General features: G+C 58.5%; 28 protein-coding genes and 1 tRNA gene. 17 read left to right on the forward strand and 12 right to left on the reverse strand.

Annotated elements, in window-relative coordinates:
* Positions 1-191: 191 nt before the first annotated feature.
* From HV822_RS03940 to HV822_RS03955, 4 genes are all read right to left on the reverse strand, one after another.
* Entirely contained in the window at positions 192-1,016 is an 825-nt protein-coding gene (locus HV822_RS03940; protein WP_238872472.1) for an ATP F0F1 synthase synthase, read from the reverse strand.
* A complete protein-coding gene (locus HV822_RS03945; protein WP_238872473.1) occupies positions 1,016-1,564 on the reverse strand; it encodes a hypothetical protein in 549 nt (182 codons plus the stop codon). The genes HV822_RS03940 and HV822_RS03945 overlap by 1 nt, the downstream gene beginning before the upstream one ends.
* Before the next feature lie 47 nt (positions 1,565-1,611).
* Positions 1,612-2,229, reverse strand: coding sequence for a hypothetical protein (locus HV822_RS03950; protein WP_238872474.1), 618 nt, complete (start codon positions 2,227-2,229; stop codon positions 1,612-1,614).
* Positions 2,230-2,290: 61 nt separating this feature from the next.
* Positions 2,291-2,530, reverse strand: a complete 240-nt coding sequence (locus HV822_RS03955; RefSeq protein WP_396265008.1) for a DNA-binding protein — start codon at positions 2,528-2,530, stop codon at positions 2,291-2,293.
* Positions 2,531-2,709: 179 nt separating this feature from the next.
* On the opposite strand from HV822_RS03955, the gene HV822_RS03960 reads away from it, so the two are divergent.
* The 11 genes from HV822_RS03960 to HV822_RS04010 all read left to right on the forward strand — a co-directional run bounded on the left by HV822_RS03960 (position 2,710) and on the right by HV822_RS04010 (position 10,265).
* A complete protein-coding gene (locus HV822_RS03960; protein ID WP_238872476.1) occupies positions 2,710-2,919 on the forward strand; it encodes a DNA-binding protein in 210 nt (69 codons plus the stop codon).
* Positions 2,919-3,176, forward strand: a complete 258-nt coding sequence (locus HV822_RS03965; RefSeq protein WP_238872477.1) for an Arc family DNA-binding protein — start codon at positions 2,919-2,921, stop codon at positions 3,174-3,176. The genes HV822_RS03960 and HV822_RS03965 overlap by 1 nt, the downstream gene beginning before the upstream one ends.
* The gene (locus HV822_RS03970; RefSeq protein ID WP_238872478.1) at positions 3,173-3,403 is read left to right on the forward strand and encodes a hypothetical protein; all 231 of its coding nucleotides are present in this window, start codon (positions 3,173-3,175) and stop codon (positions 3,401-3,403) included. The genes HV822_RS03965 and HV822_RS03970 overlap by 4 nt, the downstream gene beginning before the upstream one ends.
* A gap of 651 nt (positions 3,404-4,054) precedes the next feature.
* Positions 4,055-4,405, forward strand: a complete 351-nt coding sequence (locus HV822_RS03975) for a hypothetical protein (RefSeq protein WP_238871003.1) — start codon at positions 4,055-4,057, stop codon at positions 4,403-4,405.
* A 25-nt stretch (positions 4,406-4,430) separates the two neighbouring features.
* The gene (locus HV822_RS03980) at positions 4,431-4,661 is read left to right on the forward strand and encodes a hypothetical protein (RefSeq protein ID WP_238872479.1); all 231 of its coding nucleotides are present in this window, start codon (positions 4,431-4,433) and stop codon (positions 4,659-4,661) included.
* 25 nt (positions 4,662-4,686) lie between these two features.
* A complete protein-coding gene (locus HV822_RS03985; RefSeq protein ID WP_238872480.1) occupies positions 4,687-4,929 on the forward strand; it encodes a hypothetical protein in 243 nt (80 codons plus the stop codon).
* Between the two features lie 305 nt (positions 4,930-5,234).
* Positions 5,235-6,299, forward strand: a complete 1,065-nt coding sequence (locus HV822_RS03990; protein ID WP_238872481.1) for an attachment protein — start codon at positions 5,235-5,237, stop codon at positions 6,297-6,299.
* Complete coding sequence (locus HV822_RS03995) at positions 6,299-6,649, forward strand: DUF2523 family protein (RefSeq protein WP_238871007.1); 351 nt, start codon at positions 6,299-6,301, stop codon at positions 6,647-6,649. Before HV822_RS03990 ends, HV822_RS03995 begins: the two co-directional genes overlap by 1 nt.
* Positions 6,650-6,651: 2 nt before the next feature.
* Positions 6,652-7,887: a zonular occludens toxin domain-containing protein gene (locus HV822_RS04000; protein WP_238872482.1), complete on the forward strand. Its 1,236-nt coding sequence runs from the start codon at positions 6,652-6,654 to the stop codon at positions 7,885-7,887.
* 69 nt (positions 7,888-7,956) lie between these two features.
* Positions 7,957-9,237 (forward strand): hypothetical protein, encoded by a 1,281-nt coding sequence (locus HV822_RS04005; RefSeq protein ID WP_238872483.1) that lies wholly within the window; start codon positions 7,957-7,959, stop codon positions 9,235-9,237.
* Positions 9,237-10,265 (forward strand): phage integrase, encoded by a 1,029-nt coding sequence (locus tag HV822_RS04010; RefSeq protein WP_238872484.1) that lies wholly within the window; start codon positions 9,237-9,239, stop codon positions 10,263-10,265. The genes HV822_RS04005 and HV822_RS04010 overlap by 1 nt, the downstream gene beginning before the upstream one ends.
* Before the next feature lie 27 nt (positions 10,266-10,292).
* Here the strand turns inward: HV822_RS04010 and HV822_RS04015 are convergent.
* Positions 10,293-10,383 (reverse strand) — tRNA-Ser (locus HV822_RS04015).
* Positions 10,384-10,583: 200 nt separating this feature from the next.
* On the opposite strand from HV822_RS04015, the gene HV822_RS04020 reads away from it, so the two are divergent.
* From HV822_RS04020 to HV822_RS04030, 3 genes are all read left to right on the forward strand, one after another.
* Complete coding sequence (locus tag HV822_RS04020) at positions 10,584-11,276, forward strand: crotonase/enoyl-CoA hydratase family protein (RefSeq protein WP_238872485.1); 693 nt, start codon at positions 10,584-10,586, stop codon at positions 11,274-11,276.
* Positions 11,277-11,372: 96 nt separating this feature from the next.
* Positions 11,373-12,437: a metal-dependent hydrolase gene (locus tag HV822_RS04025; RefSeq protein ID WP_238872486.1), complete on the forward strand. Its 1,065-nt coding sequence runs from the start codon at positions 11,373-11,375 to the stop codon at positions 12,435-12,437.
* Positions 12,438-12,508: 71 nt separating this feature from the next.
* A complete protein-coding gene (locus tag HV822_RS04030) occupies positions 12,509-13,735 on the forward strand; it encodes an MFS transporter (protein ID WP_238872487.1) in 1,227 nt (408 codons plus the stop codon).
* On the opposite strand, the gene HV822_RS04035 is transcribed toward HV822_RS04030, so the two are convergent.
* The 4 genes from HV822_RS04035 to HV822_RS04050 all read right to left on the reverse strand — a co-directional run bounded on the left by HV822_RS04035 (position 13,736) and on the right by HV822_RS04050 (position 19,132).
* A complete protein-coding gene (locus tag HV822_RS04035) occupies positions 13,736-14,065 on the reverse strand; it encodes an AzlD domain-containing protein (protein WP_238872488.1) in 330 nt (109 codons plus the stop codon). It abuts the gene before it with no gap.
* Entirely contained in the window at positions 14,052-14,783 is a 732-nt protein-coding gene (locus HV822_RS04040) for an AzlC family ABC transporter permease (RefSeq protein ID WP_238872489.1), read from the reverse strand. The genes HV822_RS04035 and HV822_RS04040 overlap by 14 nt, the downstream gene beginning before the upstream one ends.
* 110 nt (positions 14,784-14,893) lie before the next feature.
* On the reverse strand, positions 14,894-18,388 hold the full coding sequence (locus tag HV822_RS04045) for a hybrid sensor histidine kinase/response regulator (protein WP_238872490.1): 3,495 nt from the start codon (positions 18,386-18,388) through the stop codon (positions 14,894-14,896).
* 96 nt (positions 18,389-18,484) lie between these two features.
* Positions 18,485-19,132, reverse strand: coding sequence for a response regulator transcription factor (locus HV822_RS04050; RefSeq protein WP_238872491.1), 648 nt, complete (start codon positions 19,130-19,132; stop codon positions 18,485-18,487).
* Between the two features lie 178 nt (positions 19,133-19,310).
* On the opposite strand from HV822_RS04050, the gene HV822_RS04055 reads away from it, so the two are divergent.
* Positions 19,311-20,249 (forward strand): DMT family transporter, encoded by a 939-nt coding sequence (locus tag HV822_RS04055; protein WP_238872492.1) that lies wholly within the window; start codon positions 19,311-19,313, stop codon positions 20,247-20,249.
* Here the strand turns inward: HV822_RS04055 and HV822_RS04060 are convergent.
* Positions 20,243-20,926, reverse strand: coding sequence for a tRNA-uridine aminocarboxypropyltransferase (locus tag HV822_RS04060; protein WP_238872493.1), 684 nt, complete (start codon positions 20,924-20,926; stop codon positions 20,243-20,245). The genes HV822_RS04055 and HV822_RS04060 overlap by 7 nt on opposite strands.
* Positions 20,927-21,085: 159 nt before the next feature.
* On the opposite strand from HV822_RS04060, the gene HV822_RS04065 reads away from it, so the two are divergent.
* Positions 21,086-21,484: a PA3611 family quorum-sensing-regulated virulence factor gene (locus HV822_RS04065; protein ID WP_238872494.1), complete on the forward strand. Its 399-nt coding sequence runs from the start codon at positions 21,086-21,088 to the stop codon at positions 21,482-21,484.
* A 12-nt stretch (positions 21,485-21,496) separates the two neighbouring features.
* Complete coding sequence (locus HV822_RS04070; protein WP_238872495.1) at positions 21,497-22,582, forward strand: LOG family protein; 1,086 nt, start codon at positions 21,497-21,499, stop codon at positions 22,580-22,582.
* On the opposite strand, the gene HV822_RS04075 is transcribed toward HV822_RS04070, so the two are convergent.
* Positions 22,542-22,985: a regulatory protein RecX gene (locus HV822_RS04075; RefSeq protein ID WP_238872496.1), complete on the reverse strand. Its 444-nt coding sequence runs from the start codon at positions 22,983-22,985 to the stop codon at positions 22,542-22,544. The two genes, HV822_RS04070 and HV822_RS04075, sit on opposite strands and share 41 nt — an antisense overlap.
* A gap of 12 nt (positions 22,986-22,997) precedes the next feature.
* Complete coding sequence (recA, locus tag HV822_RS04080) at positions 22,998-24,035, reverse strand: recombinase RecA (RefSeq protein WP_238872497.1); 1,038 nt, start codon at positions 24,033-24,035, stop codon at positions 22,998-23,000.
* Positions 24,036-24,089: the final 54 nt, after the last annotated feature.

The raw sequence follows: 24,089 nt of genomic DNA on the forward strand, positions 1-24,089 counted from the left end.
TTCCTTCATGCCGCTTTTAGAAAATCGTGTCGATTTGGGTACCCACAACGACTGCCATGGCGCTGTTAGGTATGCAAAACAGCAGTGGCCAGACAATCGAATTAATGGCTGTTATTACTGCTGCACCCCCTGCCACACTAGCTAACACAATGGCGTCAAGTCCTCCTTGACGCCTCATTTATACTAGAACGTCACAGCTTGACAATTGAGTTTGCCAAACGCTTCTCGGCGCCAATAATTGTAGAATAAAATCGTTGCTCAATGCCATAAACAAGATTCTTCAAGGACCCCTCATCGCACACTTCAAAAGTCTTGTTTTGCTCATCAAAATTGAGATCATCACAATAATCTTTTATGTACACGAATAGAGCCCCTTTCTCCTCCTCACCCAAAGCGTTCAAACTCTCCATCGCCAAAGCAATTCTTTGCCTATTTAACTTACCTACCTTTGTCGCCTCATAGCCACCTTTGAGTTCAATAAACGGCTGACTCAGAAAATCCCTAGTTTCTTCTTCCGTGGCTTCTCTATACAGCTCTTCAATACCCTTGAATATGTTAGATATAGTTGTTAGATTTCGAAAAAAGAATTGATCGCTTTCTTTAGCATATATGGCGTCGGGTATTTCATGCACTACCACCCTCGTCTTGTCTCGTTCAACCTCCACCCCTTCTCCAAATGCCAAAAATGTTTTACGCATAATTTGAGAAGGCGTCACTTTCTGAAAAAAATAATTACTTCCTTGAACAGAGAACATGTACCTCATGTCCCTTATACTACCCGCCGGCATCTGATTGTGCTCAGCTGCAACAAAGTCACGCTTTAAAAAGTCAAGACAATAGGTTTCCTCGGAGAAGTTTTTAATTTCGAACCAACAGTCGTTGTCTAGATTGTGGTCTGGTGCGTAAGACACAGTTTGCAGCTGTCCGGGGTCTATGTTGTATATAGCAACATCGCTCATCAGACGCTTTATCTTGTCTTGCCCTCGTCCCTTTAGCTTCACCATTAAATGATCCATCACTTTCTCCCCTCAATCAAAGTATAGTCATTCACCGAGAATGCTTTGTTTATTACAACATCGCCGGGCGATCTATATAGACACTTGCTAATTAGAAAAACCTCAGCTCCGTTTTTTGTCTTTAGATTATAGAACTGGTACCCAAACACCAAAAAAAGCGGATTAAAGTACAATGCCTGAGACAGGAATGTAAAAGCCGCCAATATTCCATAAACGAACAGAAGGGTCTCAACATTCGGTATACTTAGCGCCACAAAGAAATAACCAAGATAGCTAGGGAGAAAGTTATTATTCGCATAACCTATCTCAACAACATCCCCTCTGTTAAAGCTGCACCTTGGCAGCCATTTAGACAAGAATATACTCAACCAAGTAAGGGCTATAGGGGGCAGGCAGTATAAAATATAAAAAAACCAGTTAGGGATTTCGCCTATCACCCTCACCAGACATCCCGGCGTATCAAATACAACTCCCGACTTGATCAGATAAATAATTATAAGCATCGAAGTTGCATTTATTGTCAACAACACTCTAAAGGCTGCATTCATCTGATTACTCGTTTTCTCGAGTTAATTTCATTACCTCATTTCCCATATCACCGAAGATCGTATCGATTAGCTCGGTCGCATGCGTATTGACTCCCACCGATATCACAGTTTCTCCTGTCTGCCTGCTGTAGAAGTTGCTTAATTTTTCTACATGAGGCTGATCCTTGTGCCGCCCCCAAGCATGACCGCTTTGTTTCCTCCACTACGGTTACGTACGACCCGCGTCTTGGTTCCTGCTGGGGTCGGCTTTGAACTCCACTACCCCAAGGTGCTGCATTGAGAATCGCTAGGTTCGCTTCTGCTTGGGAGGTTCTGTTTATGTCGCTTGAACGCTCCTGGGTGACTGGCGCTCGCTCGGCTTGCTGATACGCCTGTGTGTCAGACATGGATTCAGGGGGCTGCTCCGCTGACTCGCGCAGCAGCCTGTTTACCTGCTCGTCATAGTCGACTTGAGCTTTTGACTCTGACTGTGGCCTTTCTGCGGGGGTATGTTCGATGGTGACTCGGGTGGCCTGCTCTGGTTGCAGGTTGATCCAGCCTTTCGACTCGGCCATGTAGGCGGCTCCGCCGAAGATGCCAAGCGTCATTGCGACGCTGACCAATATTCCGACATGGTTTGTCTTTTTCCGCACTCGGATCGGTGCGTCATCCCAATCGGCTTTCATGCTTAGCTCTCCTTGCTCGCGCTACGGGAATACCAGCGCCTAGCTGCTTCCGTTGTGATCGCTATCCCGCGTGGTGTGTTGGCAACTTTGAGTTAGCTTCGTCGTAATCGGGGCTTGTTTGCCCACTCTCGGGAATGATCTCTCCGCTCGCGATCCACAGCGCGTATTGCGGAAATGCCTTTACCAAAACATCGATCTCTAAGGTGCTCACACGCACCGCGCCCTTGCTTACGTTCAGCCAGCGGCTGTGATCGGTTCCGCTTAGCTGGCTCAGCTTTTTCGGGCCGATCTTCTTTATCAATGTACGTGCTCTATCTGCACTGCTTTCCATATAGAGAAAAACAACCCAATAAATTCAGGGTAACTATTGACGCGGCATCACTACAGGTCAATAATTGCCTTAAGGTAATAATTGACTTGAAGGCCATCCCTTCAAGTGGTCGAGAACATAGTGCAACAAAGGGCATTGATGTGGAAGGTATGGATATCAACCTTGGAGACCAGCCACCGCCACCACCCCCGCCACCGCTGATGCCGTGGCGAGAGTTCGCGGACTGGATTCGTATGGATCACGACATTGTCAGGGGCTGGATTCGTCGCGGCTACATCCCGACCGTCAAGCTTGGCAAGCACATGATGATCAACCTGACGCTGCTCTCTGAACGCCTGCGCGATGAGGACGAATTCTGATGAGCCGTGCTGACTCCCAATTCAAGCTCCGCATGCCTGCAGACCTCCGCGCCCTGCTAGAAGTGGCCGCCTCGGAAGCAAATCGCTCGCTGAATGCTGAGATCGTCACACGCCTGCAAACCAGTTTTGAAGCTGCTCCGTTTTCACTTGATGGTGTAGTGCCGATTCCTGAAAGCCTGCTTGAGCGTATGGCCCGTATTCGGGAGCTGGCTGATGTCACCAGACAAGGAAATCACCCGGAAAGGACTACGGAATGAACAGCCGCCAACGCTACAAGCCCAAGCATGAACCCGGTTGCAACTGTGCCGTATGCACCACCGCCGAGTTCGTCGCCACCATGAGCGCCCGCGCTGACGCCCGCCAAAAACGGGTTCACGAGATTCTCAATAATCCCTTTGGTACCCGCCGTGACTCTGGCGAATGGACCAAAGAACGTCCGGTTAAGCCGATTGATTACCGCAAAGCCTCTGAGGGTGAGGTTTAACCATGTGCAACCAGACTGCCAAGCTCACTGATAGTTATGTGCTCTGCCAAGAGTGCGGCCACGTCGAGGAATACACCGACGCCCGCGCCAATCGGCAAGAGCGCTGCTCCCGCTGCGGGTCTGGCTTCTTCTGCGGTTGTCACTGCTGCGACGGTCTGGCCCGTATGAATCTGCAACTGCGTATTCACGAACAGCTTGATAAGGGAGGCGATCAATGACAGTCCGTTTCCGCACTGCTCGTTATCTGGTGGGCCTGCTTTGGCACTGGTCTATCCCTTTCCTGCTGGGCTGTGCTGCCGCTGCTGTCGTCACCACTCAAGGCGTGCTGTCCAGCGTCCAGCTGATCGACCAATCGTTAGACGGTGCCATTCAGCGCGTCGTCGCCAGTTGTTCAACCGCAGCCCCTGAGACGGCGGAAATTAGCGGAGCAACGCGGAGTCTGTTTCCGCTGGCTCGGGGGCCAACAAGCCCACCGGGCGCGTTAGTTCTGGCATTACCCAGTGATACCCGGCCCTAGGCCAACAACCTAAAACCCCCGCAGTACCGAGAACACCCCTCGGGCGAAAAGCTGAAATTCGCCTGTGTGGATTCGCTCGGCCTGCAGAAAGGCAAAACCGCGCAATCAGGCGCATCACAAGTGAGGTAACACCAATGGCACGTTCAACTATCGAAGTCGCATTTCTGAGCACCCAGAAACTCCAGTTCAGCAACAAGGACGGCAACGTGAAGATTGTGAAGGTCTTCTACGGCGATGAACCTGACGGCCAAACCGAACACGGTCTGTCCGTGGTCAGCATGGACGTCCCCGAAGAAGTGGCCGATGAAATCTTCGCTGCCGGTGCCAACATCGCCCCGCTCGAACAGGTGCGCATCACCTTTGAGATTGCCCGCGCAGGCAAACAAAAGGGCAACAATCTGTGCCTGCACATCGAGCCGGTGAAACCCAAGGCCGACAAGCCTGCGACTCAGGCCCAGTCCCCCAACACCCAGGCCAAAGCCTGACCCGTTAACTGAAAAGGGGTAGGCCATGGGACCGCAAGTTTACGTTCAGGTGTGTTCCACCTTCGACCAATCCGGCCAGTGCGTACAGGCCGCTTGGCAACTGGCCTACCTCGCTTCGGACTCCACGGAGTTTGAAGCCTTCACCGCATTCGATCCCGAGGCATTTTGGTTCGGGTTCGGAACGACAGTGACCTGTTTCTTTGTTGGTTTCGGCATCGGGTTGCTGGCGGCACTGTTCCGCAAAATGCGCGGATAACTTAACCCTGTAAGAGGTACTACCTATGAAAGATATGAATGTTGTGCGTCGCTTCGGCGGCAAGTTCGGCACTGCTACTCGCAATGCTGCCATTGCTCTGACCGTCCCGGTCATGGCGTCCCCGGCCTTCGCCGCTCTGCCCGAAGGTGTACAGACCGCTGTCGACACCGCTACCGGTGACCTCAAAGAAGGCGGCGGCCTGATCATCGGTGCCGTCGCGGTGCTGGCTGGTCTGGCTCTGGTGATCGCCGTTTTCCGTAAGGCGTAAGCCGTGCTCTGGTCATTGCTGCTGGGCGTCGTGTTGGCCTCGGCGTTCATCGCAGGCATCAAGGTTGGCCAGTATCAATGACTTCTAGGGGCCTTCGGGCCCCTTTCTTGTTTGAGGGTGTGGGTATGCGTTGGGCCGTTGCACTACTTCTGCTAATGGGGGCCGGTCCCTCTTTTGCTGTCGATTACTATTGGGGCATCGCATACCGCGGCAGCTATTCGGGCGCATCTCCCCAAGCTGCCTGTTCTGCCATGACCTCGGCCAAGACTAGCTCGACTGAAATTTGGACCGTTGACCAAGTTTTCATGGTCTCGCCCACGCATTACAAGTGCTATGCCAAGGTGGTTAATCCGAACTACCCAAATCAGCCTTCCATTTCCAAGCAGGACGCTTATCGGTACGGCGACAACTGCCCCATTGGCACGACTGAAGATGCCTCTACTGGCCTTTGTGAGGCTACCTGCTCTGACACAGTAGGCGAGTCGTTGCTGGTCCGTGGTGATGATGCCGTGGTCATCAACAGCAACGGCACTAACTACGTTGCCTCCCAAGCGCCTGAATCTATCTGCTCCCTCAGCTGCAGCTATGCCCCCGTCTCCAACTTCTCCGCTAGCTGCTACTTGGTGGCTGGCTCCACCTCCACCGGTTATTGCAACTACATCGTCGAGGGCACAGGTGATACCTGCAGCGGCTCGAACCTCGTTGCCGGCGATACCTCTGGTGACCCTCTTAACCCTGTTGATCCAGGAGATGGCAGTGAGCCGGAAGAACCTGATCCCTGTCATGGTGTGCCTGGCTACGAGTGGGACGGCTCCACCTGCGTCAAAACTGACGGCGAAGGCGGTGGTGATGGTTCGGGTGATGGTGGTGATGGCTCCGGTGATGGTGACGGCGATGGATCGGGCGACGGCGATGGCGGTGACGGCTCGGGTGACGGCGGGTCGGGTGGCGATGGCGATGGCGGTGGCTCGGGTGATGGCGACGGTGACGGTTCAGGCGGCGGCGGTGGCGGGTCGGGCGATGGTGGCTGCACTGGTGAGGATTGCGGCGAAGGTGAGGGCGGCGGTCTCAACCGTCCCGAGAAAGGCAACTTCGAAGAAGCCATAGCTGAATACGAGCAAAAGATCACCGACACGCTTGCCGAGATCAAAGACCAGTCCGGCCAGTTCGGGTCGCTGATCGAGCAAAAGATGACTATCCCGCTGAATTCCGGTAACGCCGTTTTGCCCTGCTTTGAAGCTGAGGTAGTAGGCCGCACGGTCGGCTTCTGCCTGTCTGATAACGCTGATCAGCTCGCCATCCTGCGCAACATCCTGTTGTTTCTCGCAACCGTGATCGCCCTGTTCATCATCTTCCGGGAGGACAAGTAATGGATATCCCGTTTATCGGTGACATTCTCGAGTTTTTTCAGGCTGTCTGGGATTGGATCTATTCAGGCATCTACGACTTTGTGAAAGAGGCCTTTGTACTCGCCACCAAGGTCGCCATCTATAGCTATTACCAAGCCCTGCTATTCGCCCTGCAGGTGGCTTATCAGACTTTTCACGAACTGGTGAGCGAGATCGGCATCAGCGACAAGGTGCAGCAGTACTACAACATGTTGGACGCTGACGTTCGCTCGGTGCTTGCGTTCTTCGGCATACCTGATGCGCTGATGATTATCTTCTCTGCGATCGGCACCCGCTGGACCCTCAAGTTCGTACCGTTTGTGGGGCGCTGATCATGGCTATCAAAATCCACCATGGCCCTAACGGCTCCTATAAAACCTCCGGTGCCATTCAGGACGACTTGATACCAGCGCTCAAGGCTGGCCGGCACATCATCACTAACATCCGGGGGCTGACACGTGAGCGGGTGTTTCAGGTGTTTCCTGATCTGCCGTCGAGCGTCGAGATTGAAAACCTCGATCTGGAAAATCTCGACGACTTGGAGAAGATGCGCACCTTTCCGCAATGGGCACCGCGGGGCGCGTTCATCATTTTCGATGAAACGCAGCTGATCTTCCTCAAGTCGTGGCGCGAAACCGATCTGCGCAAGTTCGATTTCCCAGGTGGCCCCCAGGCTGCAAAAGAAGCTGACCGGCCCATCAACTGGCTGGATGGCTGGACCCGTCACCGGCATTGGAACTGGGACATCATCCTCACCACGCCCAACATCGGCTACATCCGCGAAGACATTCGCCTGACCGCCGAGAAAGCCTACCTGCATTCGAATTTGGCCGTGATTGGCATCAAGGGCCGTTACAAGGAATCGCAGCACTCGGCCACCGAGAACAAGCCCGCCATGAAAGGCTCCATGGTCGCCGTTAAGAAGATCAACAAGAGGACTTTTCAGCTCTATGACTCAACAGCAACCGGTACCGTCTCCGACACCATCGCGGGCAAGAGCATTTTTCGAGACCCTAAAGTACTTTTTCTACTCGGTCTTCCGGCCCTTTTTGTTGGGAATTTTCTACTTGGTGGTGGATTCAGCTTCAACCAGCCTAATGATGATCCTGCGCCTGCTGCGCGGCCTGTGGCGGGTGCTGTGGCCGGTCATCCGGGTAGTAATTCAATACCTGTTAATCCGCCTCGTAACGATGGTTATTTTTCTCTACCTGGGCAGCAAGGTGATCGGCTGGCTGCTGTGACCCATCCCTTCCAAAACCATGTAATCCAGATTCGTGGGTCATTGCTTGGCGACAAAGACGCCTTTCGGCTCTACCTGTTCGATGTGATCGCCCCCGGTGGTGAGCGTTTCCAGCTTAACAGCCGCCAGCTTCGACAGAGTGGCTACTCCCTTTCCGAGACGGCTGATTGTTCGGTGCGGCTGACTTTCGCAGGCGCATCCTTCTACGCCGTATGCGCCGGGGCTGCGGAGCGCGCCGCCGAGCGGCTCGTCTCGGAGCGTAGCGGCGCGCCCAGCAGCGAACCCGCGCGCCCCTATGTCCGCGTCATCGAGCACAGCGCGCCCCGCTGACGTCCCTGTAACACGTCAGATAAAACCGTATTGAAACGGTCATTAGTGGCCATTGTTGGAGTTTTAAGAATGAGCGTTAAGGATTTTTCCCGAATCAACCCGACTACCGGCGCAACTGGTGAAGGTCGTGTGTTCGTTGACCCTAACACCGCTGAGATTGTTGACCTGTCTAAGGTCCGTCTGCTCCGGTGTGGTGTCGATACTGTTCGTCAGCTCTACCGGGGCATGATCCGGTTAGGTGTTCTGGCCCTGTTCGAAAAGCCCGGCACCATCGTTGAGTTTGCCGGTCAGCGTTGGCACACCGGACGGGTTGGCCGTGACTCTGGCTACCAGTTCAAGCTGCAGAATGCTGACCTTGGGTTCGTTCTGTTGATCAAAAACTTCAACGCCAAGGCCGACAGCATCGGCCCACACCTCAAAATCGAAGTGTCGCCCCACACTATCGACACGCTGTCGCCTGATCGCCTGCAGGCCCGCATGGACTACTACGCATCCGAGATTCTGGAACACGTCGAAGTAAATCAGTGTGCGGTGCATCTGGCGCTGGACCTGCAGGGCTGGCAACCACCAGCCGATCTGGTGTCCCGCATGCACTGCCGTGCACGCAATCACCGTGATGTGTCCGGTATCAACTCCATTGAGTGGGCCACCAAGTCGAGCGTTTACGGTCGCGGCGAAACATCCATGTTCGGCTCTGCTAACGGTATTCAGTTGAGCATCTACAACAAGACCGAGCAGGCCAAGGCGACTGACAAGCTGGACTATTGGCAAAGCGTCTGGCGGCGCAATGATGACCCGTTTGATGACGCCTGCCCGGATAACTACAACCCCGATCAAGACGTGTGGCGTATCGAGCTACGCTATCACCATTCCGTTATCCAGCAATTCGCCAGCGGCTCGACTCAAGTCAGCACCGGCCAGCTGATCGACACGCGCACCTTTGAGGCTTTCTGCCCTCACCTAGACGGCCTGTGGCGCTATGGCCTGCAGCAGTTCAAGCTGCTGAATCGTCCTAGCTACTTTGACCCCTTCTGGACCCTGATCCGTGACGATGTGCGGGTGGAACTGCCGGTTGAGTCCCTGATGGACGACACCGAGTACAAACGCTATTACAAGACGGCTGCCGGCTTCTCCGGTAAGAACGTTGAGCTGTTCCTGGGAAACTTTGTGAGCCTGCTGGCACGGGAGCGAGTGGGCGCCACCAAAGCGTTTGACCGTCTGAAGGAATGGGAATGCTGGCCTGTGATCCGCGATCACTACGCTGCAAAGGATATGGGGGAGCGGGCTATCTATCGCCATATCCGTGACCTGCTGGAAGAAAGGCACGTTCGTTGGGGGCGTGGTGTCTGATGGCAGTAATCAAGCAGCCTAACGGCCTTTGGAAAGCGGACGTTGAACCCATCAAGGGGAAGCGATTCCGCAAAACCTTCAAGACTAAAGGTGAGGCCCAACGTTTTGAGGCCAACTGCCGGGCCAAGCTGTCGCAACAGCCTGACTGGTCTCCCAAGCCAAAGGACAAGCGCCGGTTACTGGACCTGATTCAGCTCTGGTATGAAATGCACGGTTCATCGCTCACTGATGGCAAACGCCGGCATGCCATCCTGACGGCTGCAGCTGAACAGCTGCATAACCCTGTCGCTCTTGCTGTCTCTGGCTCCAGCGTTGCGCACCTGCGGGCCAAGTGGCTGCAGGATGGTGTATCCGGCAAAACGGCTAACAACCGACTGGCCTACCTGAAAGCGGTATACAACCAGCTGTACCGGCTGGATGAAATTGACTACCCCTGCCCTTTTCAGAAGGTGCCCGCGCTCAAGCTGCAGGAACGCCCCCTGACCTACCTCACCCGCGAGCAGATCAGGGAGCTATTGGACGCCCTAGACGCCCACCCGACCATGCCACACCCCGCCATGATGGCCCGCTTGTGCCTGGCTACCGGTTGCCGCTGGGGTGAGGCTCAAGCCATCACGCCAGACCGGATAAGGGGCGGACAGGTCACGTTCCATAACACCAAGGGTAAGCGGGTTCGGGTCATCCCGATTTCGGCTGATCTGGAAAAGCGACTCAAAGCCCACTGGCGTCAGTACGGGGCGTTTACCAACTGCCTGATGACCTTTTGCCGAGTGTTGGAATCAACGTCTATCAAGCTACCTGCGGGACAGGCATCACACGTCCTGCGACATAGCTTTGCTAGTCACTTCGTGATCGGTGGGGGGAGCATTCTGGTACTGCAGAAGATTCTCGGCCACACCTCGCTGGCAATGACCATGCGTTACGCACACCTTGCGCCGGATCACCTGCAGGAAGCGTTGAGGCTGAACCCTTTCGACACTTTTTCGACACTTTCCGATGCCGAAAAAGAAAAACCCCTGAAATCTTAACGAAATCAGGGGTTTATCTATCGCATCTGGCGGAGAGAGAGGGATTCGAACCCTCGATACGCGATTAACGTATACACACTTTCCAGGCGTGCTCCTTCAGCCACTCGGACACCTCTCCGGATCTCGGCGGACAGGTGACCCTGCTACCGAGGCGCGCTAATTTACCGAAACACCCGCCTTTTGGCAAACCCTTTTTCCATGTATTTCAGTCACTCCGGCGGCTTGCCGGCAAGACTCGCCAGTCATGATTTAGTTGGTAAACTGCCAGACCTGTGCTGCGGCATTGAGGCCGCGTGACTTCTAGTTGAGGACTTTCTGATGAGCGAGCTGGTTTCCTATCGTTTCGCCGACGGCGTTGCCCACCTGAGCCTGGACAACGGCAAGGTCAATGCCTTGTCGCCCGACATGATCGCAGCGATCAACGCAGCGCTTGACCAGGCCGAAAAGGACCGTGCAGTAGTGGTGCTGAGCGGCAAGCCGGGTATCTTTTCCGGCGGTTATGACCTGAAAGTGATGACCTCCGGGCCGGACGCAGCCAAGGCGTTGGTGGCCTCTGGCTCGACCCTGTCGCGCCGCATGCTGTCGCACCCCTACCCGATCGTTGCCGTGTGCACCGGCCACGCGATTGCCAAGGGCGCTTTCCTGCTGCTGTCCGCCGATTACCGCGTGGGTGTAGCCGGTCCGTTCAAGATTGGCCTGAACGAAACCGCCATCGGCATGACCATGCACCACGCCGGTATCGAATTGGCCCGTGCGCGCCTGACCCCGGCAGCCTTTGGTCGTGCAGTCATCAATGCCGAAATGTTTGCCCCGGAAGAAGCCGTGCAGGCAGGCTTCCTGGACAAGGTGGTCGCAGCCGAGGAGCTGGAAGCAGCCGCCATGGCCAAGGCGCAGGAGCTGGCAGCGCTGAACATGACTGCCTTCCGTCAGACCAAGGTCAAGTCTCGCAAGGCTTATCTTGAGCTGCTGGATGCCTGCATCGAGCTGGACCGTCAGCACGACCTGAGCTGACAGCCGCAGATTGATCAGTAGCCCCTTGGTGGGGACTGCGCCAGCGTCGCAGATGCAGTAGTCTGTTGCTCTGTTTATCGCGGAATAGTCCCCATCATGGATTCAGTCACTCAGCTTGTGCTCGGCGCCTCGATCCAGGGCGCGCTGCTTGGTCGTTGGCAAGGCCGCAAAGCCTTACTGTACGGCGCAGCCTTGGCCACCTTGCCCGACATGGATGTGCTGATTGACTACGGCGATGCCGTCGCCGACATGACCTACCACCGTGGCTTCAGCCACTCGCTGCTGGTCCTGACCGCGCTTGCCGCGGTGCTTACCTGGCTAATTCGCAAGCGCTGGCCAGATGCGGGCTACAGTGGCCGACGGCTGTTTGCCACGCTGGCACTGGTGCTGTGCACACACCCGCTGCTGGACAGCTTTACCACCTACGGCACTCAGCTATTCTGGCCGCTGACCACACCGCCGGTGGCGATTTCTTCAATCTTTATTATCGACCCGCTATACAGCATGCCGCTGCTACTTGCGGTGCTGGTGGCGCTGGTGGTCGGCCTAGGTCACCAAGGCCGTCGCTGGCAGTGCGCAGCGCTGCTGTTAAGCAGCCTCTATCTGAGCAGCACGTTGGCCGGCAAGACGATGGCAGAGCATCGCTTGCACGTCGCGCTGGCCGCCCAGGAGGTGCAAGCCGACTCGGTTTTCAGCACGCCAACCCCGTTCAACACCCTGCTCTGGCGCGTCATGGCGGTGGATGGCGATACCTATTACGAAGGGCTTACCGGTTGGCTGGACCACCAGCCACTGACTCTGACGGCCCTGCCTCGCAACAGCGCGGCAGCGGCTCAGGCACTGGCTAACTCACCGCAGGATCAGCGCCTGCGCTGGTTTACCGGCGACCGGTTACGCTACGACTTGATCAACGGACAGTGGGTAGTGACCGACCTGCGCTTGGGCATGAGCGGATATCACCCGTTCCGCTTCGCGCTGGCTAACGAAGAAAACGACGGGCAAACGCAACTGATTGAGCACACTGAACTCTGGCCGGCCCGCCGACCAGACGTCTCCACCTTGCGACTGCTGGCGCAGCGCGCAGTGGATGCGGCAACACCGCTGTCACTGGAGGAGCTAGCTCAACCGCTGGGCGAGCCCGCAGTGAATCAACCGCAGTGATGGGCTGACTAGCTGTCCCTTGCGTGGCGGCTTCTGCGATAATCGCGGTTTTGCCGGGAAGGAGCAGGAAGATGTCGGGGCCGTCGCCAAGCAGCAGTACCGCAGCCAGCCGCCGGGTGGCGATGAGTGCTGCGCTGATGGCGATCTTTACCACCATCTTCGCCAGCAACGTACCCACCCCCTTGTACGCGGTGTGGCAGGCAAAGATGGGCTTCTCTTCGACAGCGCTTACTGCGGTGTTTTCCATCTATGTGCTGGGAGTCGTGTTAACCCTGCTGACCCTGGGCTCACTGTCAGACAAGATCGGCCGACGCCAGATGATGGTGCCGGGGCTGCTGTTCATCATGGCCGGTGCCGTGATGTTCATATTAGCCAACGACATCTACGGCCTGGGTGTTGCCCGGGTGTTGACCGGCATCGGCACCGGCATAGTGACAGGTGCGTCCTCTGCCGCACTGGTGGAACTGGAGCCGAACGACAACTGGACCCGGGCAGCCACGCTGTCCGCGCTGTTTTTCACGCTCGGCGCGTTTGCTGGCCCCACCGTCAGCTCGCTGATGCTCGGACTGGGAGAGGCCGCGCTCACCTGGCCCTTTGCGGTGACGTTGGTTCTGGGTAGCGGCACGGTGGCAATGCTGCTGTTTGCGCCCTGGCCTGCGGACATTGGCCAGCGGCACCCGGAGTTTCGCTGGCGCGCCTGGCGTCCCACCACCATCAGGGTGCCGCGCGAGATGCTGGGGGCATTTATCTTTGCCGCAGCCGCCATTTGCCTGGCCTGGTCTACCGGCAGCTTGTACGCCTCACTCGGCCCATCACTGGCAACCAAGCTGGTGGGCATCGATGACCGCACCAAGGCCGGCCTGTTTGCTGCCGGCTGGCAGCTGATGGCCGGCGTCAGTCAGTTTGCCTGCAAACGTCAACCATTGGACCGCCTGCTATTGGTCGGCCCCAGCACGCTGATCCTGGGTCTGGGCGTGATGGCCGCGGCGGTGATCTACAGCTCGCCGTGGCTGTTTACCCTGGCCACCCTGGCAACGGCCAGCGGGGCTGGCGCCACCGGTGTGGTCGGTATTGCCTCCATCAGCAACACCGCGCCGGTCGATCAACGCGGCAGCATCAATTCGGCGTTTTACCTGATGGCCTACCTGACCATGGCATCGGTCGTGCTGGGCGTGGGTTTTGTCAGCGATATGATCGGCTTTGCCCCGACGGTGCTGGGCTTCACAACCGTCATTTCCTGCGCGGCCCTGACGTTGATGCTGGTTGCCATTCGCAGCAAACGAGTATCGCTCTGGTAATCAACCGAGCAGCCACCAGCGCCAGAGGAAGAACACCAGCATGCTGCCGAAGATGGTCAGCAGCAGGTTGCGACTGAACGCGGCGATCAGCACCGCAACGACGCCGCCGACCAGGTAGGCGTTGTCCTGCGTCAGCTCCAGCCCCTGGCCGCTCGGCATCAGCATGGCCGGCACGATGATCGCGGTCAGCACCGCCACTGGCACATAGCCCAGCGCCTGCTGTATCAACGGACTGAAGCGTACGCGATCCCCCACCGCAAACAGCGTATAGCGGATGGCGAAGGTAATGCTGGCCATGCCCAGCAGCAGTGCTACCTCAAACTGACTCATTGGCCACCTCCTTCACCGGCTGGGCCGCCAGCCAACGTTCAGCCAGCACGCCAGCAGTCACGCCCGCCAGCGCGGCCAGCATCAAACCCAGCTTCCACGGCAGGTCATAGGCCAGCACCGCCACCACCCCGGCGCTCACCGCAGCCAGCAGCATCGGGCGAGTACGCAGCAGCGGCACCACGATGCCGGTAAAGGTCGCCACCATCGCAAAATCCAGTCCCCAATCGGCCAATCCTGGCAGCGCATTGCCCAGCAGCGCGCCAAGCAGCGTGCAAACAAACCAGTTGCTGTACATCGCCAGGCAGGAGCCTAGGTAATACCAGTGCTTGAGCTCCTTGGGAGGGTGCGGGTCCAGGTAGTGACGATGCACCACGGCAAAGCTCTCGTCGGTCAGCCAGAATGCCAGCGGAATCTTCCAGCGCTGCGGCAGGTGGCGGACATGGGACATCAGACTGGCGCTGTAGAGCATATGCCGCAGATTGACGATAAAAGTGGTCAGCAACAGCACCACCAGTCCCGCACCGGAGGCCACCAGACTGACGGCAATAAACTGCGCCGAACCGGCAAATACCAGCGCCGACATCAACAGGGTGGCCGGCAGAGACAGCCCGCTGGCCACCGCCAGCGTGCCAAAGATAAGCCCAAACGGCAGCGCGCCGATCAGCATGGGGACGGTGTCACGCGCGCCGCGCAACAGAGTTTGGGTTTTGGCAGACATAGGCAGCAGGCAGACCGGGCAGTATCAAAACGATAAAACTGCAGCCTATCCCGTCGCCTCCCAGCAGAACAGATACAGCTACACGGCAACACCAGCGCAAACTGTTACGTTCAGGCCAAGGCCACGTGACGACTGATCAGCGCGCGCAGCGCGGCCGGCTTGACCGGCTTGGGCAAATAGGACAACCCGGCCAGCGAGATTTCGCTGAGCAGCTCCTGCCGGCCGTCGGCACTGATCACCACGCCCGGCAGGTCTGTACCCAACTGCTCACGCAACCAGAGCATCAACTGGGTGCCGGTTTCACCGTGATCCAGGTGATAGTCGACCAGCACCAGCTCGGGCACAAACCCCTGCTGTAGTACCTGCAGCACTTCTGCCCGGTCGCGAGCCACCGCCACCCGGCACTGCCAGCGGCCCAGCAGGCTCTGCATGCCAGCCAGGATACTGGCCTCGTTGTCGATGCAGAGCACAGCAGCCCCGTCGACTGGTGGCGCCAGCTCAGCGCTGCTGGCCGCCGGGCGAACCACGCGCGGCGTGCTGGCCAGGGGTACAGTCACGCTGAAGACACTGCCTTGCCCCGGCCACGAGCGCACGCTAAGTTCGTGGCCCAACAGCCGGCACAGGCCATCGGCAATCGCCAAGCCCAGACCCAGTCCCTTTTCAGCCTGGGTCCGGTGACTGTCCAGACGTTGAAACTCCTCAAAGATCAGCTGCAGCTTGTCGGTCGCAATACCCGGCCCCTGATCCCAGACTTCGATACGCACGGCGCCGCGCAGGTGACGCACCCCCAGCACCACACGGGCCGCGCTGGCATAGCGGAAGGCGTTGGTCAGGAAGTTCTGCAGCACACGTCGCAACAAGCGCATATCACTGCGCACCCGCAGCCGACTGCCGTGCACCCGCAGGTCAATATCCTGCTCGGCCGCCAGGGCATTAAACTCGATACGCAACGGATCAAACAGCTCGCTCAGGGCAAAGTCACCCATCTCCGGCACCACACGCCCCGCCTCAAGACGAGAGATGTCCAGCAGGTCGGAGATCAGTTCTTCGGCCGAGCCCAGCGAACTGTCGAGGTGTCGCACCAGCTCACTCACCTCCGGCGCCAACTCCTTCTGATGAGCCAGTGACGCGGAAAACAGACGTGCCGCGTTGAGCGGCTGCATCAGGTCGTGACTGACGGCGGTCAGAAAGCGGCTTTTCGACTGGCTGGCGCGTTCGGTTTGCGCCTGCGCCTGCAATAACGCCTGATTCAGCTCCGACAGTTCGCGGGTACGCTCATCGACCCGGCGTTCCAGCGACTCGTTGACGTCCTGCAGTGCCTTTTCCGCTTCGCGGAACGCGGAGATGTCGGTAAAGCTCATGACAAACCCGCCGCCCGGCATCGGATTACCGATAATCTCGATGACGCTGCCACCGGGAAACATGCGCTCGGAGCGGTGAGGCGTGCCCTGCTGCATCCAGGCGATGCGCTTGTCGACATGCATCTGCGGATCTCCGGGGCCACAGAGGCCACGCCGGGCGTTGTGCAGGATGATGTCGGCAATTGGCCGGCCGATAGAGATCAGGCCGTCCGGGTACTGAAACATCTCCAGATAGCGGCGGTTCCAGGCCACCAGGCGCAGTGACTTGTCGACCACACTGATGCCTTGGCTGATGTTCTCAATCGCACCCTGCAACAGGCCGCGGTTGAACTGCAGCACCTCGGACGCCTCATCGACAATGCGGACCACATCATCAAATTGCATGTCACGCCCTTCGATCGCCGCCTTAACCACCAGCCGCGCCGACGACGCACCAAGCACGCCAGCCAGCAGGCGCTCGGTCAGAATAATCCAGCTCGAATCCGCGGTCTGGCTGCCCTGCAGAGTGCCGCCCTGACGCACAGCATGGTGGCTGAAGGCGGCCTCGGCCCGCTCCTCACCAACAAACCGTGCAGCCAGCTCCAGCAGATCATCCACCCGCACCCGCAGCAGCACCTTGCCCAGACCGTCGATGCGCGGCTCAGCGTCCTGACTGACAAAGCGACTCGCCTGCCAGTGCTCCAGCACCCGCGTGCGACTGAACAGCGACACCGCAACAAACACCGCAAAATTGCAGGCCAGGGACACAACGCTGGCCAGTGTCAGGGTATCCACACCCCACCCGGCTGCCGCCGCGCGCACACCTTCGATAATCGGCAACTGATTGGTGTGCCAGTGCAGGCCGGCGCCCACCAGCGGCAATACCAGCAGATACAGCCACAGTGCGATACCTACCGAGAGCCCGGCAAGCACACCGGTACGGTTGGCCTGTTTCCAGAACAGCGCACCAAACATCGCTGGCGCCAGCTGACCTATGGCCGCAAAGGCCACCTGACCGATACTGGCCAGACTGGTGTCGCTGCCAATCAGGCGATACACCACATAGGCCAGCAGCAGGATAATCAGAATGCTGGTACGCCGCACATTCAGCAGCCAGCCGCGAAACGCCTCGTAGGAATGCTCAGGGCGGGTGCGGCTGCGCAGCAGAATCGGCAGAACCACATCGTTGGACACCATGGTACTCAACGCGATGGCAGCAACAATCACCATCCCCGAGGCAGCCGAGGCGCCCCCCAGAAAGGCCAGCATCGCTAGTCCGGGTTTACCCTGCAGCAACGGCAGACTGATGACGTAGGAGTCCGGCGAAAAACCTGAGCCCAGCGCCATCTGTCCGGCCAGACTGATCGGGATAACAAACAGCCCCGCCAACAACAGATACGCCGGGAACACCCAACGCGCGAGCCGCAGATCACCGGGCTCGCTGTTCTCTACTACCGCGACCTGAAACTGGCGCGGCAGACAGACAAAGGCCAGCATCGCAATCAGCGTCTGGAACGCCAGGCCGAGGACCGGGGTTTCCTGTTGCCAATACCTGTCCAGCGTCTGACTGCTACGTGCCTGCTCGAGCAGCTCGGAGGTGCCGCCAAACAGGCCGAATACCACAAATACGCCAACCGCCAGAAACGCCAGCAGCTTGACCAGCGACTCAAAAGCAATCGCCAGCATCATGCCCCTATGGTGCTCGGTCACATCCAGGCTGCGGGTGCCGAACAGCACGGTAAACAGCGCCAGCACCAACGTCACCACCAGTGCGGTGTCTTCTGCGCCAATGCCGCCCTCCACCTCACCCGAACTGGGCGTGCCGCTCAGCAGGTTATAGCCCAGCACTATGCCCTTGAGCTGCAGGGCAATGTAAGGCAGCACCGCAACCAGACAGAGCAAGGAAACAATCACACCCAGGCTCTGCGACTTGCCGTAACGCGAAGCAATAAAGTCAGCGATGGAGGTAATGTTCTCCTGCTTGCTGATGGTGATCATGCGCGCGTACAGGCGCCAACCAAACAGAAACAGCAGCAGGGGGCCGAGGTAGATAGGCAAAAAAGCCCAGAGCTGGGTAGCGGCCATACCCACCGAGCCAAAAAAGGTCCAGCTGGTACACCAGACCGCAAGCGATAAGCTATATACCCAGACGCGCAGGCGCGGCTTGAGCACGCTGCCGTGTCGGTCACCCCAGAAGGCAATGACAAACAGCAACGCCATGTACAGCAGGAAAATGAGGGCTACCAGCCCGCCGGAGAGCATCATCGAGCGTGTTCAGTCCACAACAATGTCACAGTCCGCAGTCTGGCAGCGCTACCGCCGTTTGCCCAGCCGACTTCCGTCGTAGCCTACATGGATTGATTAGCTAGCCAGCTCCATCTGCTGCAGGACCAGCGCCGCCTGGGTACGGGTGCGGACATTTAGCTTGCGGAAGATAGCGGTGACATGGGCCTTGACGGTCGCCTCGGACACCTCCAGCTCATAGGCGATCTGCTTATTCAGCAGACCGTCACAGACCATGGTCAGCACCCTGAACTGCTGCGGCGTCAGGCTGGCAACGCGCTCGCTGATCTGTTGCTGCTCGCTGCTCATACCCGGTGGATTATCGATGCCGGCCGGCCAACAGGTGCCGCCATCCAGCACCGCCTGCACGGCGTGCTGAATATCCTCAAGACTGGCTGATTTGGGAATAAAACCACTGGCGCCAAAGTCGCGGGCGCGGCGCGGCACCGTCGCCTCCTCCTGCGCAGAGATCAGGATCACCGGAATCTGTGGAAACTGCCCGCGCAACTGCGCCAGGCCGGAAAAACCGTAGGCGCCCGGCATGTTCAAATCCAGCAGCACCAGATCCCAGTCGGCGCGCTGGCCCAGTCGCTGCTGCAACTCGGCAATACTGCCCACATCGCTCAGGGTAATGGTGTCACCCAATCCGTCGCACAGCGCCTGGCGCAATGCACTACGAAAAAGAGGATGGTCGTCAGCAATCAGAATGTCGTAGGTCAGGCCCATGCGTGGTGTCCTGCACAGTCTTTTTTGTTATGAGAGTGAGACAGCAGGCTGAGACTGCCAGCCGCCGCCCATCACGTCAATGCCACTTTGTACCGATACAGTCTGCAGCGCCAACTGTATCTGTTAAACACTGGGGCACAGCGCCGACAATGCGCGTTTGCCTGCCGCCGAGCCCACCATGAACCTGCGCCACTATCGGGCCGATGCCCTGATGCTGATCACCGCCCTGATCTGGGGCAGTACCTTTGTCGCCCAACGGCTGGGCATGGACCATATTGGCCCCTTCCTCTACACCGGTTTGCGCTTTGCCATCGGCGCGCTGACGCTCTTGCCGCTGATCTGGCTACTGCGCAAACCAGCCGCCGCAGACGGTCGCCGACCCGCTCGCGTCAGCCGCCCGATGCTGCTCGGCAGCCTGGTCCTGGGTGCGGTACTGACGCTGGGCATCAACCTGCAGCAGATCGGCTTGATGTTTACCACTGTCACCAATTCCGGCTTCATCACCGGCCTGTACGTCATCCTCGTGCCGGTGTTCGGTCTGTTTATTGGTATGCGCACACACAAGGGCACCTGGGCCGGAGCCCTGCTGGCCCTGATCGGCATGCTGCTGCTCAGCGTCAACGCCGACTTTCAGGTGGCGCCCGGAGACTGGCTGCAGCTTGTCGGCGCTGCCTGCTGGGCGGTACATGTGCTGCTGGTCGGCGCCCTGGCCAGCCGCTATGACGCGATCATGGTGTCTTTTGTGCAGTTTGTGGTCTGTGCGTCCGTCAGCCTGATGCTGGCGCTGATATTCGAACCCATTGTGCTGGAGGCTGTGCGCCAGGCGCTGCCTGCCATCCTGTACGGCGGTGTGCTCGCGGTGGGAGTCGCCTTTACTCTGCAGGTGGTTGCACAAAAAGACGCTATCACCTCCCACGCGGCCATTATTCTTAGCCTGGAAGCGGTATTTGCCGCGCTGGCCGGCTGGCTGATTCTGGGAGAAACCCTGAGTCTACGAGGGCTACTGGGCTGCGCCCTGATGCTGAGCGGCATGTTGCTCGCTCAGCTGGTGCCCATCTATCTGGAACGACGCCGCACCCCGCCAGCAGTGCAACAGGAGCCAGCCGGCCATCATTGAGGCCGCTTGCGACAGGTGCTCAGGTAGGCATCGGTGAAGCGTTGGAAATAGCCATCCAGCGCCTCGGCAGCGGCCCCGTCACCCGCCAGCTGCAGGCAGGCCGACGCCACCTCTACGGTGCACAGGTGATCATCACGGGTTGAGCGGCGCAACCGGTAACGCGACAGCTGCTCGGTCTGCAGGCTGAGCACCGGTACGTCCGCCAGATAGGGGCTCTTGCGAAACATTTTGCGTGCCTGGGTCCAGGTGGCGTCCAAAATGACCAGCAACGGGCGCCGCCCCTGCCCCACCGCTATCTGCTCGCAGACCTGTTGGGTTGGCTGGGCGTACTCACCAGGGAACACCACGTAAGGCTGATAGGTCGGGTCGCTCAGCAGTGCCAGCAGAGCCGGGTCAACCTCGGTACGCGCCCAGGTAAAGGCGTGGGTATCGGGCAGACAATCAGCAATCAACCGGCCGGTGTTGGTGGGCTTGAGCGGCTCATAGGCGTGCATCAGCAAGCAAAAACTGACTGCGCTCTCAAGTGAAGGACGCGCTGCGCAGATACAGGCATGCACCGCGACCTGACAACCCGGACACCGCCGCACCCGCGCACCGCGCGCCAGAAAAGGTCGGGTGGAGCGCGCGATCGCGACGCTGCGCAAACGGTTTACCGCATGGTCCGGGTGTTCAGACATCACTGCATTTTCCAGGCTGGACAGGCGGCGCGCCGCAATGCCAGCATTCTATCCGATTCCAGCCGGCAGTACCGATAGCGACTGGCCAGCGAACCAGTCGCCAAAGACGTGGTCATAGGAAGAGTCGTAGTACGTGGACATTGGATCTGGAGAGACATGATGCGCTGGTTACCCCTGGTGCTTGCCGCCTGCCTGGCAGCCCCCCTTGAAGCCGCTTCCCTGCGGGATATTCGCCTCAATGAAACCCTCAAACAGGTAGCTGCGCAAAGCAACGAAAACACCCCGCGCGCCATCAGCGCGCAGATCACCGATATGGGCTTCAGCGCCGACGGCGATGAGCTGGTTAACCGGCTCGCAGTAGACGCCGACTATGCCGAACTCATGCAGCAAGACCCGCTGCTGACCCGCAGCCAGCTGCAGGCCAGCGTATGCAGCGACCTGCGTTTTCGTCGCCTGCTGGATATGGGCGCCACCCTGACCTACCACTTTGTCCTCAAGGACAGCGAACAGCCGGTCCTGACCCAGAGCTTTATCGCCGATCATTGCCAAACCCTCTGAGGCAACTGCCCAATGCAGGACGACGATCCGGCCGACTACCTCAGCCGGCACTGGCAAACCGGCAGCAATGAAATACCCAGGCGAGTCGACGAGCTGATTACGCTGTGCGCAGCCGGCAGCGACAACGCATCGCTGTACCGAGACATGCTGCTGGACGTCATTCGCATGGCCCAGGCCGACCGCAATCGCTGGGACGCCAAGATCATGCTGCACACCATTCGCGAGATGGAACAAGCCTTCTCGCGGCTGGAGATCTTCAAGCGCCGTCGCAAGGTCACGGTATTTGGCTCAGCTCGTACCAGAGCCGACCACCCGCTCTACGCCGTGGCGCGTGAGATGGGCGCAGCCCTCGCCGCCAACGACTACATGGCAATCACCGGCGCCGGCGGCGGCGTGATGAGTGCAACACACGAAGGCGCGGGGCTGGACCACAGCCTTGGCTTCAACATCACCCTGCCGTTCGAGCAACAGTCCAACACCGTGGTACATGGCACCAGCCATGACCTGGCGTTCGGCTTCTTTTTCTTGCGCAAGCTGTTCTTTGTCAAAGAGGCAGACGCGCTGATTCTCTGTCCTGGCGGATTTGGCACGCTGGATGAAACGCTGGAGGTGCTTACTCTGGTACAAACCGGTAAGAGCCCCATGGTGCCGATCATCCTGCTGGACCAGCCGGGCGGCCAGTACTGGCAGGCCTTTATGCACTTCATACGCAGTCAGCTGGCCGACAACGCCTATATCCACCCCGACGACATCAACCTGCTGACGCCATGCAAGTCACCCGCCGAAGCGATGCAGGTGGTTCTGGACTTCTACAGCAACTATCACTCGTCGCGCCGCGTTGGCGAGCAATTCGTGTTGCGTCTTCACCGGCCATTACACCCGCAGGCGCTGACACAACTGACTGCCCGCTTTGGGTCTATCTGCGCGTCAGGCGGCTTTGTACAACAGGGGATGTGTGAGCAAGAGCGCGACGAGCCCGAACTGAGCGCACTGACGCGTCTGTGTTTTGATTTCAACGACAGGGAAAGAGGCGGCTTGCGGGCCCTGATCGACTTCGTCAATCAGCCCGAAAACCTGAGAAACCACGGTACTGCATAAAGCGCAGCTGCTTGCCGCGCTCTGCCGGCTCACGGGCAACGCCATCAGGAAAGCGCTTGGCAAACACCTGGTTGGCCAGCGCCTGCCAGTCCTGACCAGCCTCAGCCAGGCAGCGCTCAACCAGCGACTCACCAACCCCACGCTGACGCAGTTCCTCGCGCAGGCGAGCCGGCCCGTAACCCCGCTGGCTACGGGCGTAGATATAGGCTTCGCAAAATCGCTCGTCACTGAGTAGTCCATCGTCAACCAGACGGTCCAGCTCAATCTCGGCCATATCCCCCGGCGCACCCCGCTGGCGCAGCTTGCGGCGCAGCTCGGCGTAGCTGTGCTCACGCCGCGCCAGCAAATCCATCGCTGAGCGGCGTATGGCTACAGGGGTTTCCAGTAGGGTGCGCGAGCGCATGACTCAGCCGGCTCAGTCTTCCAGTTCGGCGTCAGCCTCGGTTTCCGCCTTGGCCTTGCCGGGCTTGGCCAGCAGCTTCTCACGGATGGCCTTTTCGATTTCCTCGGCGATTGCCTGGTTATCCTGCAGGAACTTGGCAGCGTTAGCCTTGCCCTGGCCGATCTTGTTGCCCTGGTAGCTGTACCAGGCACCGGACTTCTCAACCAGGCCAATCTGCACACCCAAGTCGATAATCTCGGCGTTGTGATAAATGCCTGCGCCGTACAGAATCTGGAACTCGGCCTGACGGAACGGCGGCGCCACCTTGTTCTTGACGACCTTGACGCGGGTCTCGCTGCCAACCACCTCGTCGCCCTCTTTCACCGCGCCGGTACGGCGGATATCCAGACGAACAGAGGAGTAGAACTTGAGGGCGTTACCGCCGGTAGTGGTTTCCGGGTTACCGAACATCACGCCAATCTTCATACGAATCTGGTTAATGAAGATCACCAGGCAGTTGGCGTTTTTGATGTTACCGGTGATCTTACGCAGCGCCTGCGACATCAGGCGGGCCTGTACACCTACGTGGTGGTCACCCATCTCGCCTTCAATCTCGGCCTTGGGCACCAGTGCCGCTACGGAGTCGACGATGATCACGTCAACGGCGTTGGAGCGCACCAGCATGTCGGTAATTTCCAGCGCCTGCTCACCCGTGTCAGGCTGGGACACCAGCAGGTCGTCAACGTTAACACCCAACTTGCCAGCGTACTCCGGGTCCAGTGCGTGTTCGGCATCGACGAAGGCACAGGTAGCGCCTTGCTTCTGCGCTTGGGCGATGACCGACAGCGTCAGGGTGGTTTTACCGGAGGACTCCGGACCATAAATTTCAACGATACGGCCTTTGGGCAGGCCGCCAATACCGAGGGCGATATCCAGGCCGAGCGAGCCGGTAGAGATGGCCGGAATGGCCTGGCGCTCATGATCACCCATGCGCATCACGGCCCCCTTGCCAAACTGACGTTCAATCTGACTCAAGGCCGCCGACAGCGCCTTCTTTTTGTTATCGTCCATTTCGCATCCTCTTGGCTTGGGGTAGGCACCGAAGTGCCAAACCGATCAACTACT

The organism is Halopseudomonas maritima (assembly GCF_021545785.1).
Lineage (GTDB): Bacteria > Pseudomonadota > Gammaproteobacteria > Pseudomonadales > Pseudomonadaceae > Halopseudomonas > Halopseudomonas maritima.

Coding starts and splice junctions, on each gene's coding strand:
- HV822_RS04000 (WP_238872482.1), top strand. CDS start 6,652: ATGGCTATCAAAATCCACCATGGCCCTAACGGCTCCTATAAAACCTCC.
- HV822_RS03960 (WP_238872476.1), top strand. CDS start 2,710: ATGGATATCAACCTTGGAGACCAGCCACCGCCACCACCCCCGCCACCG.
- HV822_RS04030 (WP_238872487.1), top strand. CDS start 12,509: ATGTCGGGGCCGTCGCCAAGCAGCAGTACCGCAGCCAGCCGCCGGGTG.
- HV822_RS03980 (WP_238872479.1), top strand. CDS start 4,431: ATGGGACCGCAAGTTTACGTTCAGGTGTGTTCCACCTTCGACCAATCC.
- HV822_RS04065 (WP_238872494.1), top strand. CDS start 21,086: ATGCGCTGGTTACCCCTGGTGCTTGCCGCCTGCCTGGCAGCCCCCCTT.
- HV822_RS03965 (WP_238872477.1), top strand. CDS start 2,919: ATGAGCCGTGCTGACTCCCAATTCAAGCTCCGCATGCCTGCAGACCTC.
- HV822_RS03970 (WP_238872478.1), top strand. CDS start 3,173: ATGAACAGCCGCCAACGCTACAAGCCCAAGCATGAACCCGGTTGCAAC.
- HV822_RS03990 (WP_238872481.1), top strand. CDS start 5,235: ATGGTCTCGCCCACGCATTACAAGTGCTATGCCAAGGTGGTTAATCCG.
- HV822_RS03950 (WP_238872474.1), bottom strand. CDS start 2,229: ATGAAAGCCGATTGGGATGACGCACCGATCCGAGTGCGGAAAAAGACA.
- HV822_RS04035 (WP_238872488.1), bottom strand. CDS start 14,065: ATGAGTCAGTTTGAGGTAGCACTGCTGCTGGGCATGGCCAGCATTACC.
- HV822_RS03995 (WP_238871007.1), top strand. CDS start 6,299: ATGGATATCCCGTTTATCGGTGACATTCTCGAGTTTTTTCAGGCTGTC.
- HV822_RS04010 (WP_238872484.1), top strand. CDS start 9,237: ATGGCAGTAATCAAGCAGCCTAACGGCCTTTGGAAAGCGGACGTTGAA.
- HV822_RS04075 (WP_238872496.1), bottom strand. CDS start 22,985: ATGCGCTCGCGCACCCTACTGGAAACCCCTGTAGCCATACGCCGCTCA.
- HV822_RS03975 (WP_238871003.1), top strand. CDS start 4,055: ATGGCACGTTCAACTATCGAAGTCGCATTTCTGAGCACCCAGAAACTC.
- HV822_RS03985 (WP_238872480.1), top strand. CDS start 4,687: ATGAAAGATATGAATGTTGTGCGTCGCTTCGGCGGCAAGTTCGGCACT.
- HV822_RS04025 (WP_238872486.1), top strand. CDS start 11,373: ATGGATTCAGTCACTCAGCTTGTGCTCGGCGCCTCGATCCAGGGCGCG.
- HV822_RS03945 (WP_238872473.1), bottom strand. CDS start 1,564: ATGAATGCAGCCTTTAGAGTGTTGTTGACAATAAATGCAACTTCGATG.
- recA (WP_238872497.1), bottom strand. CDS start 24,035: ATGGACGATAACAAAAAGAAGGCGCTGTCGGCGGCCTTGAGTCAGATT.
- HV822_RS04005 (WP_238872483.1), top strand. CDS start 7,957: ATGAGCGTTAAGGATTTTTCCCGAATCAACCCGACTACCGGCGCAACT.
- HV822_RS03940 (WP_238872472.1), bottom strand. CDS start 1,016: ATGGATCATTTAATGGTGAAGCTAAAGGGACGAGGGCAAGACAAGATA.
- HV822_RS04055 (WP_238872492.1), top strand. CDS start 19,311: ATGAACCTGCGCCACTATCGGGCCGATGCCCTGATGCTGATCACCGCC.
- HV822_RS04070 (WP_238872495.1), top strand. CDS start 21,497: ATGCAGGACGACGATCCGGCCGACTACCTCAGCCGGCACTGGCAAACC.
- HV822_RS04050 (WP_238872491.1), bottom strand. CDS start 19,132: ATGGGCCTGACCTACGACATTCTGATTGCTGACGACCATCCTCTTTTT.
- HV822_RS04045 (WP_238872490.1), bottom strand. CDS start 18,388: ATGATGCTCTCCGGCGGGCTGGTAGCCCTCATTTTCCTGCTGTACATG.
- HV822_RS04020 (WP_238872485.1), top strand. CDS start 10,584: ATGAGCGAGCTGGTTTCCTATCGTTTCGCCGACGGCGTTGCCCACCTG.
- HV822_RS04040 (WP_238872489.1), bottom strand. CDS start 14,783: ATGTCTGCCAAAACCCAAACTCTGTTGCGCGGCGCGCGTGACACCGTC.
- HV822_RS04060 (WP_238872493.1), bottom strand. CDS start 20,926: ATGTCTGAACACCCGGACCATGCGGTAAACCGTTTGCGCAGCGTCGCG.